Source organism: Streptomyces sp. NPDC107454 (genome assembly GCF_055582885.1).
This window is the reverse complement of the sequence record NZ_JBVJPA010000012.1, coordinates 125295-139875: the sequence shown is the minus strand read 5'-3', so window position 1 is coordinate 139875 and position 14581 is coordinate 125295. Positions and strand designations below refer to the sequence as shown.

Genomic DNA, 14581 nt, shown 5'->3' with positions numbered 1-14581 from the left:
GCGGGAGACACCGGGCCTGCGTTGCCGTGCGGGTCAGCGGCGTTCGTCCGTGCCCGCCACCTTCGCCGTGGCCAGCGCGACCCGGTTCCAGGTGTTGATCGTGAGGATGAGGGCCAGGACGTGGGCCAGTTCCTGGTCGTCGAAGTGGGCGGCGGCCTCCGCGTAGACGTCGTCGGGCACGCCCGCGTCGGCGATGCGCGTGACCGCCTCCGTGAGGGCGAGGGCCGCGCACTCCCTCTCGGTGAAGAAGTGCCGGGCCTCGCGCCAGACCGGGACCATGTGCAGGCGGTCCTCGCTCTCGCCGGCCTTGCGGGCGTCGTTGGTGTGCATGTGGAGGCAGTACGCGCAGTGGTTGAGGTGGGAGGCGCGGATCTGGATCAGTTCGACGAGGGCCGGGTCGAGCCCGTCGCGGGCCGCCGCGTCGAAGCCGACGAGGGAACGGAAGACCTTCGGGGCGGACTTCGCGAAGTCGAGGCGAGCGGGAGCGGTGGCCGTCGTGTTCATGGTGTCCTTCGCGTTCGTCGTGTTCGTGTTCGTGTTCTTCGTGTTCGCGTTCGTCGTCATGACCATGAATCTACGGACTGGAAAGACCGGCTGTAGGGTGCATTTTCATGGCGGAATCATGGGTCAATTCTGCGGAGCGGATCGGCGCCGACCTGCACCTGGAGCTGTCCGGGCCGGGCGGACGGCGGGCCGCGCTGATCCGGGCGCTGCGCGAGGCCGTGCGCGAGGGCAGGCTCGCCCCGGGCACCCGGCTGCCGCCGTACCGCTCGCTCGCCGCCGACCTGGGCGTGGCCCGCAACACGGTCGCCGACGCGTACGCCGAACTCGTCGCCGAGGGCTGGCTGACCGCCCGGCAGGGTTCGGGCACCCGCGTCGCCGAGCGCGCCGCACCGCTGGGGGCCCCGGAGCGCGTACCGAAGGCGCCCCCGCGCGCGCGTGGACCCCGACACGATCTGCGGCAGGGGACACCTGACGCCTCGTCGTTCCCGCGTGCCGCCTGGCTCGCCTCGTACCGGCGGGCGCTCCAGCAGGCACCCAACGCGGCCTTCGGGCCCGGCGATCCCGCGGGCCGCACGGAACTGCGCGAGGCCCTCGCCGAGTACCTGGCCCGCGCGCGTGGCGTGCGCACCGAGCCGGGGCGGATCGTGATCTGCTCGGGCTTCGCGCACGCCCTGCGGCTGCTCTTCCCGGGCGTGTTGCGCGGGCCGCTGGCGGTCGAGTCGTACGGCCTCGGCTTCCACCGCGAGTTGCTGGCCGCCGCGTCGGTCCGGACCGTGCCGCTGCCGCTGGACGAGGACGGCGCCCAGGTGGGCGAGTTGGGCCGGGAACGGGCGGTCCTGCTCACGCCGGCGCACCAGTTCCCGACCGGTGGCCCGCTGCACCCGGAGCGGCGGGCCGCCGTCATCGACTGGGCACGCGCGCGTGGCGGCGTGATTGTGGAGGACGACTACGACGGCGAGTTCCGCTACGACCGCAAGCCCGTCGGCGCCATACAGGGACTGGACCCCGAGCGGGTCGTCCTCATCGGCTCGGTGAGCAAGAGTCTGTCGCCCGCGCTGCGGCTCGGCTGGATGGTCCTTCCTCGCCGTTACGTCGACGCCGTCCTCGCCGTCAAGGGCGAACGGGAGGCGTGGGCAAGCGTCCTGGAGCAGCTGACGCTCGCGGACTTCCTCGCCTCCGGGTCGTACGACCGTCATGTCCGCCGGATGCGGCAGCGGTATCGCGGGCGGCGTGACCGGCTCGTCGCGGCTCTCGCGGAGCGGGCGCCGCACATCGAGGTGACGGGGATCGCGGCCGGGCTGCACGCGGTGCTGCGGCTGCCGCCCGGGACCGAGCGGTCGGCCGTCAAGGCCGCGACCTGGCAGGGTGTCGCGCTCGACGGACTCGCCGAGTTCCGGCATCCGGAGGCGACGATGTCCGCGCCGGACGGGCTGGTGGTGGGTTACGCGACACCCTCGGAACATGCGTACGGGGCGGCGTTGGAGGCGTTGTGCGGGGCGCTGCCGCCGGGTCCTTGGACACCTCTCGGCCGACGCCCCGCCAGGTAGAGCGACGTTTGTTGTCGTGGCCCTACGGTCTCGATCCCGGCCTCGATCTCAGTATCGGTCTCGGTCCCGGTCTGCTACCGCTGCAAGTAATCAATTCAGCACCAATTTATTCAGCACCAATGTCAAGAGAGTTCAGGAAAGAAGGAAGTCGGCCACCCCCTCCTTGGCACCTTGGATGAACGCGGTCATCTCGCCGGGTGTGTAGATCAGCGCGGGCCCGTCCGGGTCCGCCGACTGGCGGACGGCGATACGCCCGTCCGCGAGCTTCATCGCCTCCAGGCAGTTGCCGCCGTTGCCGCCGCTCCACGGCTTGTGCCAGCCCTCGCTGCCCAGTTCACGGGCGGGCATCCCGTTGTAGATCCGCTCATTGCAGATTCGCTCATTGCGTATCCGCTGCTTGATGTTGTCCATTCACAACTCCTTGCGGAAATCCCGGAGGATCTCCTTCGTGCGATGTGCCGTGGCGGCCTGAGCCGCCATGCGGTCCATGACCTCGAGGTGGGTCGCCACCTCGGAACGCTCGTCCAGATAGACGGCGCCGGTCAGGTACTCGCTGTAGACCATGTCCGGGAGTTCCGGCATGGCAAAGCGAAAGAGCACGAAGGGCCCGTACGTGCCGGGGTGCGGCCCCGTGGAGAACGGGACGACCTGGAGCGTCACGTTGGGCAGCTTCGTGGCCTCTGTCAGCTTGTCGATCTGGGCGCGCATCACCTCGGGACCGCCGACGGGTCGGCGCAGGGCCGTCTCGTCCATCACGGCCCAGATCCGGGGTGCGCCTTCACGAGTGAGCAGATTCTGGCGTTGCATGCGCAGCGCCACATGGCGCTCGATGTCCTCGGGTCTGGTCTGGCCGACGGCGCCCGACTTCAGGACCCCGCGGGCGTACTCCTCGGTCTGCAGGATTCCGGGCACGAAATGGGGTTCGTACGAACGGATGAGGGTGGCCGCGCCCTCCAGGCTGACGTACATCGAGAACCAGCCCGGCAGGATGTCGTGGAAGCGCTGCCACCAGCCGGGCCGGTTGGCCTCCTCGGCCAGTTGGACAAAGGCCTCGGCCTCGTCGTCCGACACCCCGTACGACTTCAGCAGGAGCTGCAGGTACGGGATTTTGAGGGCGACTTCGGCCATCTCCATCCGGCGGACCGTGGCGGGCGCGACACGCAGGATGCGCGCCGCCTCCTCACGCTTGAGACCCGCGCGTTCTCGCAGGTCCAGTAGGCGCCGGCCGAGGACGACCTGGCCGACCGTCGGCGCGGACCGCGGTTCGCTCACGTCCCACCTCCACTGAGTCCCGAACAGGCGCCGTCGCGGCGGTCGGATGCCGTGGTGAGCGGTCCGACGCCGTTCTGAACGCTTCTGAACAGGTACTGCGTCCTGACAGACCGGACGGCGCCGTTCGGGGTCCGCCTCGTCTTCTTCGACTCGTTCGACGATCCCAACTGGCGCCGCTCGGCGTGCTGTTGCCAGCAGTGTGCCACGGCCCTTCTCAGAGTCACACGGCACTCTGCAATTTTCAGAGTGACACTTGCCAAGTGTTCACGGCGGGGAGATAGTGGCAAGCGTGATTCCGTCCGCGCCCTTAGGAACAGACGCCGCCGAAGTCCGCTCCGGTCTGCGTGCCGTCGCAGGGGCGCGCCCCGGCGCCGCCGACGCGCGCCGGTTCCGCTTCGAGCTGGCCGCACATCCGGGTTCCGTGGCTCAGGCCCGGCACCTGACGCGCGCCCGGCTCTCCGGCTGGGCCGTGTCCGACGACACCTGTGACACGGCGGTCCTGGTCGTCTCCGAGCTGGTCACCAACGCCATCGTGCACAGCGCGAGCGCGCGTGTGGTGTGCGAGCTGCACGACAGGGACGACCTGGTGCGGATAGCCGTACGTGACGAGGGATGCGCTCCTGACGAGCCGCACCCCTCGCCGCAGCGTCCCGAGGAGGAACACGGCAGGGGGCTGCTGCTCGTCGCGGCCGTGTGCCGGTCCTGGGGCGCCCAGGACACCGCGCCAGGACTGCTGGTCTGGGCGGATCTCCCGCGCTCCCCGGCGGCCGACTCCACGGGTGCCGGGGCGGCCCGCTCCGACCTCGGATGGGGCGCGAGGAAACCACCGGCCGACGGCCGGGGCACCGGGACGGAAGGGTCCTGGGGAACGGAAGCATCCCCGACGACGGAGGCCTCCTGGCGGGCGGAGGCGTCCTGGCGGAGGGAATCCTCCTGGGGCAAGCGGGCCATGGGGATCCCCCCGACCGGGCGAAGCCGGGATCGGGGAAGGCTGTGAGGAGTACGTCGGCGACAGGACCCGGTGCTCAGGTCCTGAGCCTGGACACGCTGGTCCGCCTGAAGCGCGAGCAGACGGTGTCCAGGACGCTGCGACGTCTCCCCGTGCCCGACGGCATGACGGTACCGCTGGGCTGCGACGCGGTCGCGGTGCCCGCCCGGTTCGGGCCCCTGCTGATGACCCGGCTGCCCCGGGTGGGCTGTGTGTACGCCGACGGGGCGCACTGGTGGTGGCTCGTGCCCTCCGAGTCCGATGTGGCGCTGGACTGGCCCGCGCCCGCCCATTACGCCGCCGGCGCGGTCGTACCGGACACCCCGCACGCCCCCGGCCTCATCCACAAGCCGGCCGGCACCCTTCCGTACACCCCGCCGATCCCCCTCTATCTGGCCCTGTGCCGCGTCACCGGTACGACACCCGTCTGGTCGCGTCCGATCAGCGCGTGACCCTCCGCTCGGCGAACGGCGCGTGACCCTCCCGTCGGCGAGCGGGCGCGTCATCCGGTTCAAGGGCCCGCGAGTGTGTCCGAAGTGCGCCGGTCGCCACCCGTACTCCGCCATCACCACGAGTGGAGTGCCGTGTTCCTGGGGAGGGCACCGTTCATCCGTTCCCGGGGAGGCCGATGGTGGGGAAATCCACAGGGAAAGCGCGCAAGAAGAAACGCGACGACGACGAACCGGCGCCGTCCGCCTCCGAACACCTGCTCTTCGGCGGCCCCCTGCGCTACGACATGGGCTGGTCGCAGCACTCCGAAGCGTTCCTGGAGTTGAACTTCCGCGCGATGGTGACGCGGCTGCCGTCCCTGCTCGCGTCCAGTTTCCGGCTCGCCTGGACCGCGGACCGCCGTGCCGCCCGGATCGTGGTGTCCGCCGAACTGGCCCGGGGCGCGGCGCAGGCGGTGAGCCTGCTGGCCGTCAACATCGTGCTGGGCCGGCTGATGACGAGCGGCTCCGTCGGGGACCGGCTGCACGGCGCGGTCCCTGCGCTGATCACGGTTGCCGCCGTCATGCTGCTCGGCGCGCTGCTGCGGGCGGCCTCGACGTATGCCACCGGGCGCCTGGAACCCAAGGTGGAACGGGTCGCCACCGAGCTGTACCTGGAGCGGGCGGCGGCCGTCGAACTGTCCGCGATCGAGGACGACGCCTTCCACAAGCTGCTGGACACCGCGCAGTACGGTGCCTCCTCGGCCCGCCGCATGATCGCGATCGCCACCCGCGTGGTGAACGCGATGATCTCGCTCATCGCGGCCGCGGGCGTGCTGACCGTGCTGCATCCCGCCCTGCTGCCGCTGCTCGTGACGATGACCCTGCCCAGTGCCTGGAGTTCCCTGACGATCGCCCGGCGCCGCTACGAGTCCTTCCACACCTGGGTGCAGCACGCCCGTGCCGGGCACCTGATCAGCAGTCTGCTCACCGAGCCCGCCGCGGCCCCGGAGATCCGCGTGCACGGCGTCGGCCCGTTCCTGCTGCGTCACTTCCGCTCGATGTCGGAGACCGCCGAGGCGGAACAGGCCCGCCTGGCCCGTCTCTCCGCCCGCACCGGCCTGGTCGCGGCGGGCTGGACGGGCATCGCCACCGTGGCGACGTACGCGACGCTCGGCGGACTGCTGCTGGCCGGCGCGATGGCACTCTCCGTCGCCGGTACGGCCGTGATCGCGATCCGTACCGGCTCCGCGAGCCTCGACACGCTCGTCCTGGAGGTCAACTCCCTCCATGAGGAAGCCCTGTTCGTGGGCGATCTGCAGCGCCTGTACGTGGAGGCGGCCGAGCGCGCGATCCCGGTGGGCGGCGAGCCGCTCCCCGACGATCCGAGCGAGATCCGCTTCGAGAACGTCACGTTCACCTATCCGGGCGCCTCGACCCGGCCGGCGCTCGCGGACGTCACGCTGCGTCTGCCGCTCGGCAAGATCGTGGCGCTCGTCGGTGAGAACGGCTCGGGCAAGACGACCCTGGTGAAGCTGCTCGCGGGCCTGTACGCGCCCGAGCGGGGCCGGATCCTGTGGGACGGCGTCGACGCGGCGACCGCGGACCGGCAGCAACTCGCCGAACGTATCGCGATGGTGGCGCAGGACTTCAAACGATGGCCCTTCACGGCCCGGGTCAACGTGGCGGTCGGCCGGGCCTCGGCGCCGCTGACGGACGAGCGTGTCGCCTCGGCGGTGACGGAGGCCGGGGCCGAGGACGTGGTCGCGGACCTGCCCCGCGGCCTGGACACGCTGCTCGCCCGCGGGTTCAGCGGTGGGCACGAGCTGTCGGGCGGGCAGTGGCAGCGGCTGGGCATCGCACGGGCCGCGTACCGCCGTGGTCGCATCCTGATCGTGGACGAGCCGACCGCGGCGCTCGACGCCCGGGCCGAGCTGGAGGTCTTCGACAAGATCAGGGCCCTGGCGGGCGGCGGTCAGACGGTTGTCCTCATCACCCACCGGCTGGCCTCGGTCCGCCACGCCGACCTGGTGCATGTCCTCGAACAGGGCCGCCTGGTGGAGTCCGGCAGTCCGGACGAACTGCTGGCGAAGGGCGGTGTCTACGCCGAGCTGTACTCCTTGCAGGCCGAGCAGTTCACGACGAAGGTGGCGACGAAGATTCCTGCGAAAGCGCCCATGAATGCGCCCGCTCCGAAAGTGCCCGCTCCGAAGGTGGGCTGACCTCGGCCGGCCTCACTCGACGAGTTCCCCGGCGCGCACGATCACGAGGAACGCGTCCGAGGCGAGGTCCATGACGACCTCGGCGGCCTGCCCCTGAAGGCGGCACGCCTGCGCGAACTCCTCGGCGGGCCACGAACCGCGCGGCCCACCGGCGGGAAAGCGCTCCAGCACCATTCGCCCGTTCACCCTGCACCTCCATGTAGCGCCGTACTCATGACGCGTACTCATAGAGTTAAACGCCAAAGGCGGGGTGAAGGGCTCGGTCAGTGACGGTACTGAGACATAGTCAACACTCGTTCACCACTCTGCTGTGAGGGAGCTCTCGGCCTGTGCGCGTTTCATTTCCTGAGTTTTCCCTTCTCGTACTTTCCTGTCATTCCTCGTACTCGTCGTGGTAGCGGATGCGCTCGCTGCCCGCCGGCGCCCCCAGTGCCGAGGCGCGTCCCCGGGGCACCTCCCACTCCTCCTGCCTGCCGAGTGCCGTCAGATCCAGCAGGGTCGTCGTCGAGCCGAGCCCGTCGAGGCCGCGCTCGTACGTCGAGTAGGTGTGGAAGACCCGGTCACGGTCCCGCAGGAAGCAGCTCATGCCCGGCCGCTCGTAGGGCTCGTCGTCGACCTCGACGGACACCCTGAAGTCGTGGTTGAAGTCGCTGTCGTACGACGAGTACCAGGGCACCGTCCAGCCCATACGGGCCTTGAAGGGCAGGATCTTCGTGTACGGCGCCCGCGACACGGCGGCGAACGCCGTACCCCGGGCGCGGAGATGGGCGAGGTGGCCGATCTGGTCGAGGAAGGCCGAGCAGCTGCGGCAGCCCGCGTCCCACTCCGGCGCGAACATGAAGTGGTAGACGACGAGTTGGTGGCGCCCCTCGAAGAGGTCGAGCAGGACCGCCTTGCCGTCACCGCCCTCGAACACGTACTCCTTGTCGATCTCGACCATCGGCAGCCCGCGCCGCTCCGCGTTGAGCGCGTCCCGTGCGCGGGTCGCCGCCTTCTCCTTGACCAGCAGTTCCTCGCGCGCGGCGCGCCACTCCTCGCGCGAGACGATCTGCGGAAGCGTCATGTGCCCCTCCTACGAAACGGTGCCTTCGCAGTGGTGACCGGGCGCGGGAGCGGAACTCATCGGCGTCGGCGGAGAATTTCCGGATTCAGTACGTCACCGGGAGCGCGAGCAGGCCGCGGGCGCGCAGGGAGGGACGCCACCTCAGCTCGGCCGGGTCGGTGGCGAGCGCGAGGTCCGGAAGGCGTTCCAGGAGCGCGGACACGGCGATCTCCGTCTCCAGGCGGGCCAGTGGCGCGCCCACGCAGTAGTGGATGCCCCGGCCGAGGGCGAGATGGCCGGAGGCGTCCCGGTCCAGGTCGAGGCGCTCGGGGTCCGGGAAGCGGGCAGGGTCCCGGTTGGCCGCGGCCAGGGACAGCAGGACGGTCTCGCCCGCGGGCACGGTGACCTCGCCGATCGTCACGTCCTCTACGGGGAAGCGCCGGATGGCGAGCAGCGCGGGCCCTTCGTGGCGCGCGAACTCCTCGACGGCGTCGGGGAATCGCTCCGGGTTCGCGCGCAGGGCGGCCAGCTGGTCGGGATGGGTGAGCAGTGCCTGGATGGCGTTGCCGATGAGCTGCACGGTGTTCTCGTAGCCCGCGAAGAGGATGAGGAAGGCGAGCGACGTCAGCTCGTCCTCGGTGAGCCGGTCGCCCTCGTCCCGCACCGCGATCAGGTCGGAGAGCAGGTCGTCCCCCGGCTTCTTCCGTTTGTCCGCGAGGAGTTGGGTGAGGAAGGCGAGCATGGCCACGACCGCCTCCTTGGCGGCCCGGGGACGCGTCGGGTCCGGCGCGACGAGCACGTCGGTCCAGGCCCGGAAGTCCCGGCGGTGCTCCCCCGGAATGCCCAGCAGGTCGCAGATGACGGTGATCGGCAGGGGTGCGGCGTACGCGGCGATCAGGTCGGCGCTGCCGTGCGGTCCGAGCGCGTCGAGGAGCCGGTCGGCGGTTTCCCGCACGGGTGTGCGCAGTTGCTCGACGCGGCGCGATGTGAAGGCGCGGACCACCAGGCGCCGGATGCGGGTGTGGTCGGGCGCCTCCATGTTCAGGAGGTTGGCGTCGAGGGCGGGCGGCAGCGACAACCCCTGGTAACTCCCGGGCAGCGCATGCTTCTTGTCCATCGAGAGCAGCGGGTTCGCGAGCGCCTCGCGGACATCCTCGTACCGCGTGACGAGCCAGGCGGGGTTGCCGTCGGTACCGGCGACGCGATGCACGGGCGCGGTGTCGCGCAGGCGGTCGTAGACGGCGTACGGGTGGTCGATGAGGCCTTCTGCGGGGTCCATGCCCTCCAGCCTAGGCAGAGTGGATCAGGTGTCGTACTCCTGAATCCGCCTCCCGTGGCTCCGGTCGACGAGCGCGGGCAACCGCTCCCCCAGCTCCGCGACGGTGGCGGGCAGATCGAGTGTCAGCAGCTCGCGGTCGCGCATCAGGACACGTCCGTCGACGATCGTCGTCGTCACGTCTCCGGCACGGGCGCTGTGGACGAGGGTGGCGGCGAGATCGTGCACGGGCTGGGTGTGCGGGCCGCTGAGGTCGACGAGGACGATGTCGGCCCGCCGCCCCGGCGCGAGGCTGCCGATCCGCTCGGCAAGGCCGACGGCCCGCGCGCTCTGGAGTGTCGCGTGGTGCAGGGCTTGACGGGAGGTCAGCCATCGTGGGTCGCCCTCGGTGGACTTCTGCACGAGTGAGGTGAGCGCCATCGACTCCCACACGTCCAGGGAGTTGTTCGACGCGGCTCCGTCCGTGGCGAGTCCGACGGGGACGCCGATCTCGCGCAGGGCCCGTACCGGGGTCGGGCCCCAGGCGAACTTGAGATGGCCGCGGGGTGCGGTCGCGACGGCCACGGGTCCGCTCGCGCCCGCCAGCACCGGCAGGTCGCGGTCGAGGATGCCGGTGCCGTGCGCGATGAGCAGACCGGGTTCGTTGTCGAGGAGCCCGGCGCGCTGCAGGATCTCAATGGGCGTCCGGCCGTACCGGGCCAGGCTGGTGTCGGTCTGCCCCCGGCTCTCGGCCGCGTGCAGGTGCACGGGAAGGCCGTGCTCGCGGGCGAGGGCGGCGGTCGCGGCGAGATCGGCGTCGTCCACGGTGTACGGGGCGTGCGGGGCGAGGGCAGTGGTGATACGGCCGCCCGCGGCGCCTCGCCGGCGCAGCGCGAACTCAAGGGATCTCTCGCGGCCTTCGGCGCCCTGCGAGGAGAAGAAGGCCTCGCCGAGGTGCGCGCGCAGCCCGCTCTCGCTCACCACGGCGGCGACCGCGTCCATCGAGAAGTAGTGGTCGGCGAAGCAGGTGACGCCCCCGCGGATCATCTCGGCGCAGGCGAGCCGCGCCCCCAACTCCACGTCCTTCCGCGTGAGGTTGGACTCGATGGGCCAGATGAGGTCGTTGAACCACTCCTCGGCGGGCAGGTCCTCGGCGATCCCGCGCAGGGCGACCATGGGGGTGTGCGTATGGCAGTTGATCAGGCCGGGCATCGCCACCTGGCCGGGCGCGTCGATGCGCAGGGCGGCGTCCGGAGGGGGCGCCTCGCGCGTGACCGCCTCGATGACCCCACCCCGTACGACGATCGAGGCGTCCTCGACGAACGCGATCTCCTCATGCTCGTCGTGCACGAGCGCGGTGCATCCGGTGATGAGGAGGTCGGCGGGGCCGGCCCCGAAGGGGGTGGCGGCGGACGGGGCCGGGACGGACGGCGTCATGACGTCACCGTACGACGGGTCGGGCTCCCGGTGCTCAGCCCGCGAGCGGAACGGGGAGCGCCTGCCCCTCCTGCACCGCCAGCCCCGCGCGTTCCCGCCCCTCGGCCAGCTCGTCGAGGAGTTCGGCGATGCGTTCGGTGTGCCGGGGGGTGAGCCGTCCGGTGTCGTCGAGCTGCACGGCGCACGCGGTCGTGGTGTCGACGAGGCGTTCGAGGGTGGCCGCGACCTCGTCCGTTCCCTCGGCGTGCCGGGCCAGCGCGGGGAGTTCGGCGGCGGCGAGGTCGATCGAGGCGCGGGCCTCGGCGAGCGCGCGGTAGGCCTCGCGGCGCAGGGTCCAGCGGCCGGCCCGGTCGTCGGCCGTGCCGTCGTCCAGTACGTGGGCGAGGTAGACGTGCGCGGCCTCGGCGGCGTGGGTGAGACGGGCCCGTACCCCTCCCCCGCGCTGTCCGAGCGTGGGCAGGTGACCGACGATCAGCACGATCGCGCAGGCCAGCAGCGTTTCGCCGATCCGGCTCCAGGAGGCCCCCGGTTCCCCGCCCACCATGACGAGGGAGAGCACGAGCACGGTGACGACGGCGGTCTGCGCCGCGAAGTGCCGGGTGGCGACGGGGATCAGGGCGCCGCACAGCGCCACCAGGGCGACCAGCCCGGCGGGGCGCGGGAGCAGTGCCGCGAACCCGGCGAAGAGGGCGGCGCCGAGCACGGTCCCCGCCGCCCGGCAGATCACGCGTGAGGCGAGCGGTCCGAGGTCGGGCTTGACCAGGAAGACGGCGGTCGCGGGGAGCCAGTACCAGTGGGAGTGGCTGCCGTACCAGCGGGCGTGGTGCAGGGCCTGGGCCACGGCCGCGCCGGCGCCGAAGCACAGGGCGACCCGGAGCCCGTACTCGCGCCCTGCGGAACCGAGGACCGTGCGGGTGAGGGACGTGGCGGTACGGCGCCTCGTGTGCAGCGCGGTGTCGTCGCGACCCCTGTCGAAGGCGTCGGCCGCGTGCAGGAGTGCGTCGTCGAGGGCGCGCAGGGCGGGCGCGGAGCGGCTGGGCGCGGGCAGCGGCCCGGTGTGCGTACTGGTCCGTACGGCGACGGCGAGTCGCCGCGGCCCTTCGACGGCCCTTGCGGGCACCGCGTCGCCCGCCCAGGCGAGCGCGGTGGCGGCCTCGGCGAGCGGGAGCGCGGCGGCGTACTGCGCGTGCAGCCGCCGCTCGGCCGCGGAACTGGCGTAGGGCCGCAGCCGGGGCCCGCCGAGCGCGTCCTGGGCGTGGTCGAGCGCGGCGGTGAGGGCGACCCGGCGACCGGGCGCGTCCGGTCCCCCGACCGCTTCGAGCAGCGCGGCGACGGCGTCGTACACACCGCCGACGGCGTCCCGCTCCCCGTCGAAGCGATAGTCGCCGGCGGTGGCCCCGGGTGTGGGCAGCGCGAGCCGCAGCACGAGCAGCCATCCGGCCCCGCCGACGAAGAAGAGCGCACGCTGCCAGCCGGGCTCGGGCAGCGGCATCCCGGCCCCGATGGCGGCGGCGACGAGCAGTTGTGTACCCGCTCCGCTCGCGACGGGCCCGACGGCGCTGACCGCTCCGGCGAGCAGCCCGAGCACGGTGAGGAGAAGGGTGAGCGTCACCGCGCCGACGTGCTGTCCCGCGTACGACCCCACGAGCAGCCCACCGGCTCCCGCGAGCGCCGGCACGCCGAGCCGCCTGACCGCGGCCCTGCGACTGCCCGGCCGGTCGTTGATCCCGGCGAGCATGGCCCCCAGGGCGGCGACGACACCCACGGACGTACGCCCGCTCAGTACCGCCACGAGCAGCAGCGGTCCGGCGGCGAGTGCGCCCCGCACGACCGCGCTCCAGGGCACGGGGCCACGCTGTGCGCGCAGGGCGTGGGCGAGCCAGGGCGGTACGGCGGCGCTGAGGCGGGACACGGGACTCCTGTCGGGCGAGGGCGGGGGCGCCTTCGGGCGACGTCGGCCGGGCGGTGTACTGCCTACGGTAGATCGCGTTGCCGGAGGAAATGGAACGGATGCATTTCCGGAAGGTGACGCATCGCGGGGATGCCGCGTTCTTTATGAACGCAACTGCCGGGCGGCCGGGAAGGAAAGGGAGCGGGTCCGAGGGCGTAGCCGGCCCCCGGACCCTTGAAATGCCACCCATGTCACACGCCGGCACGCTTGAGAACCCAGGTCAGTCGTTATGTCGCCGCGTCCTGCCTTTGGACCACCACGCATCGAGCTGCGCGGACCGGACTTGAACCGGCATTTCGGCGTCCCGGGGCCTGGGCCCGGTTGATCCGGCGATCGGCGGCGAATGCTGAGTCTGGAGCAAGAGTCTGAGATTGATCACGGTCTGCCTCTGCCGAGTTGGGCTACCGCGGCGCGTGGGCACTCCGTGGAGTGCCGTGTGGTGCCGCGGGGAGGGTTCGAACCTCCACTGGAACCGTGCATTCACGACAAGCTTCAGGTTCAGCTTGCGCTCCTCGCGCACCCCGGCCGTGGTGCGTGGTGGCCGGGGAGTTTCAGAGGCTACCCGAACAGGTAGCCGAACACGGAGTCCCCGACGCGCTGGTCGACGACGTCCACGCCGTTCGCCTCTTCCCGGGCGAACTTGACGGCCTGCTGCAACTTCTCGACCCGGTCGAGCAGTTCGTTCACGCGTCGCGCGGGCAGGGCGCCGGAGAACTTCACGGTCGTCCAGTACCCGACGGGAATGTCCTCGTAGTACACCTCGACCTGGGCCGGATGCTTCTCGGTGGCCTCGGCCTTGACGTGGTTGCGCGGCACCTTCTTGGTCCGCAGCGTCCTGACGGGCTCGGTCTTCCAGGCGTCCGTCGACGGGTCCTGCACCCACGACTCGGAGGCGTCCAGAACGGGCAGCTTCCTGACGAAGGTGTTGAGATCGGTGAGCTGCTTCTCGAGAAAGAGCAGATACGACACGGGTACGTCGGCGACGAGGACCCGCCCGTCCACCTTCACATCCGCCCGGGCCGTGCAGTTCGCCCAGTCCTTGGTGGCGGTCACATCGAACAGCCGGGTGAGCGTCCCCGCGGTCTCCCGCAACACGTCCTCGGCCTGCACCTGCACCCGCGTCGACTCGGGCGGCAACTGCTCGCCCTCCTCGTCCTTCGGCTGATAGGTCCGCGAGATACCGGCCAGCAATGCGGGCTTCTGCAGCCCGTGGTGAGCGGCCGTCAGGTCCTGATGGGACTTGGACTTGATGCCCTTCTCCACTGCGATGATCTGATTGAGTTTCGCCACGTCGGTGACGGTAGCAGTGGCGGCGGGGGCATTTCGAAGGGTTATTCGACGCCGGGCCGTGCAGCGATCTCGATGGCAGCCAGGAAAATCAGCGTGCGACCGCCCTCCGTCCGCCCGCATCATGAGCAGGTCGCCCACCCAGTCGAGGATTCCCGGAGTTCCCGTGCCCGCTCGTGTCACCGTCCCCAGTCTCTTCCCGCCTCCCGGCTACGCTCACGTGTCGGTCGTCGAGGCGGGTGCGCGGCTCGCCTTTCTCGCCGGGGCCGTGCCGCTGGACGCGGCGGGGAAGATCGTCGGTGTGGGGGATCCCGTGCGGCAGGCCGAGCAGGTGATCGCCAATCTCGGCGAGCAACTCCGCGCGGTGGGCAGTGACTTCGCGCATGTGGTGGCGACCGATGTGTATGTCGTCAGCGGTGAGCCGAGGGTGCTGTCCGACGTGTGGGGTGTCGTCGAGGCGTCCGGGCTCAGTACCGGACCCCACTCGTCGACGCTGCTCGGCGTGGCCTGCCTCGGGTACACGGGGCAGCTGGTGGAAATCACGGCGACGGCGGTCGTGCCCGAGTCCGCATCAGAGGCAGAAGCAGAGGTAGAAGCAGCGGCCGACGGCCGTTGTTGAGGGGGCGGACGCAGTCCCCCTCCTCCGGG

The 14581-nt window shown here is 71.2% G+C and carries 14 protein-coding genes; 5 read left to right on the top strand and 9 right to left on the bottom strand.

The annotated features are described in order from the left end of the window. Window positions 1-33 precede the first annotated feature (33 nt). The gene (locus tag ACZ69M_RS29865) at window positions 34-570 is read right to left on the bottom strand and encodes a carboxymuconolactone decarboxylase family protein (protein ID WP_470054610.1); all 537 of its coding nucleotides are present in this window, start codon (window positions 568-570) and stop codon (window positions 34-36) included. Between the two features lie 41 nt (window positions 571-611). On the opposite strand from ACZ69M_RS29865, the gene pdxR reads away from it, so the two are divergent. Continuing rightward, complete coding sequence (pdxR, locus tag ACZ69M_RS29860) at window positions 612-2051, top strand: MocR-like pyridoxine biosynthesis transcription factor PdxR (RefSeq protein WP_470054608.1); 1440 nt, start codon at window positions 612-614, stop codon at window positions 2049-2051. A gap of 132 nt (window positions 2052-2183) precedes the next feature. On the opposite strand, the gene ACZ69M_RS29855 is transcribed toward pdxR, so the two are convergent. Together ACZ69M_RS29855 and ACZ69M_RS29850 are read right to left on the bottom strand one after the other, a co-directional pair. Then, window positions 2184-2462, bottom strand: coding sequence for a DUF397 domain-containing protein (locus ACZ69M_RS29855; RefSeq protein ID WP_075026281.1), 279 nt, complete (start codon window positions 2460-2462; stop codon window positions 2184-2186). Next, window positions 2463-3323, bottom strand: coding sequence for a helix-turn-helix domain-containing protein (locus ACZ69M_RS29850; protein WP_470054605.1), 861 nt, complete (start codon window positions 3321-3323; stop codon window positions 2463-2465). A gap of 289 nt (window positions 3324-3612) precedes the next feature. Here ACZ69M_RS29850 and ACZ69M_RS29845 point away from each other — a divergent pair, with 289 nt between their 5' ends. The 3 genes from ACZ69M_RS29845 (at window position 3613) to ACZ69M_RS29835 (ending at window position 6961) form a co-directional block, all read left to right on the top strand. Beyond that, a complete protein-coding gene (locus tag ACZ69M_RS29845; protein ID WP_470054603.1) occupies window positions 3613-4320 on the top strand; it encodes an ATP-binding protein in 708 nt (235 codons plus the stop codon). Further along, complete coding sequence (locus tag ACZ69M_RS29840) at window positions 4317-4763, top strand: hypothetical protein (RefSeq protein WP_470054601.1); 447 nt, start codon at window positions 4317-4319, stop codon at window positions 4761-4763. Before ACZ69M_RS29845 ends, ACZ69M_RS29840 begins: the two co-directional genes overlap by 4 nt. A 176-nt stretch (window positions 4764-4939) precedes the next feature. Further along, complete coding sequence (locus ACZ69M_RS29835; protein WP_470054599.1) at window positions 4940-6961, top strand: ABC transporter ATP-binding protein; 2022 nt, start codon at window positions 4940-4942, stop codon at window positions 6959-6961. 12 nt (window positions 6962-6973) lie between these two features. Here ACZ69M_RS29835 and ACZ69M_RS29830 read toward each other — a convergent pair whose 3' ends face one another. From ACZ69M_RS29830 to ACZ69M_RS29805, 6 genes are all read right to left on the bottom strand, one after another. Next, a complete protein-coding gene (locus ACZ69M_RS29830) occupies window positions 6974-7147 on the bottom strand; it encodes a hypothetical protein (RefSeq protein WP_095855250.1) in 174 nt (57 codons plus the stop codon). Between the two features lie 187 nt (window positions 7148-7334). Further along, on the bottom strand, window positions 7335-8024 hold the full coding sequence (locus ACZ69M_RS29825) for a DUF899 domain-containing protein (protein WP_470054597.1): 690 nt from the start codon (window positions 8022-8024) through the stop codon (window positions 7335-7337). 85 nt (window positions 8025-8109) lie between these two features. Further along, the gene (locus tag ACZ69M_RS29820; protein WP_470054595.1) at window positions 8110-9282 is read right to left on the bottom strand and encodes a cytochrome P450 family protein; all 1173 of its coding nucleotides are present in this window, start codon (window positions 9280-9282) and stop codon (window positions 8110-8112) included. Between the two features lie 24 nt (window positions 9283-9306). Beyond that, window positions 9307-10695, bottom strand: a complete 1389-nt coding sequence (locus ACZ69M_RS29815) for an amidohydrolase (protein ID WP_470054593.1) — start codon at window positions 10693-10695, stop codon at window positions 9307-9309. Between the two features lie 34 nt (window positions 10696-10729). Beyond that, the gene (locus tag ACZ69M_RS29810; RefSeq protein WP_470054591.1) at window positions 10730-12607 is read right to left on the bottom strand and encodes an FUSC family protein; all 1878 of its coding nucleotides are present in this window, start codon (window positions 12605-12607) and stop codon (window positions 10730-10732) included. Window positions 12608-13204: 597 nt separating this feature from the next. Then, the gene (locus tag ACZ69M_RS29805) at window positions 13205-13936 is read right to left on the bottom strand and encodes a DUF7873 family protein (protein ID WP_054235966.1); all 732 of its coding nucleotides are present in this window, start codon (window positions 13934-13936) and stop codon (window positions 13205-13207) included. Between the two features lie 121 nt (window positions 13937-14057). Between ACZ69M_RS29805 and ACZ69M_RS29800 the strand changes: the two genes are divergently transcribed. Continuing rightward, complete coding sequence (locus ACZ69M_RS29800; protein ID WP_470054589.1) at window positions 14058-14552, top strand: RidA family protein; 495 nt, start codon at window positions 14058-14060, stop codon at window positions 14550-14552. The last annotated feature ends 29 nt before the right edge of the window (window positions 14553-14581 follow it).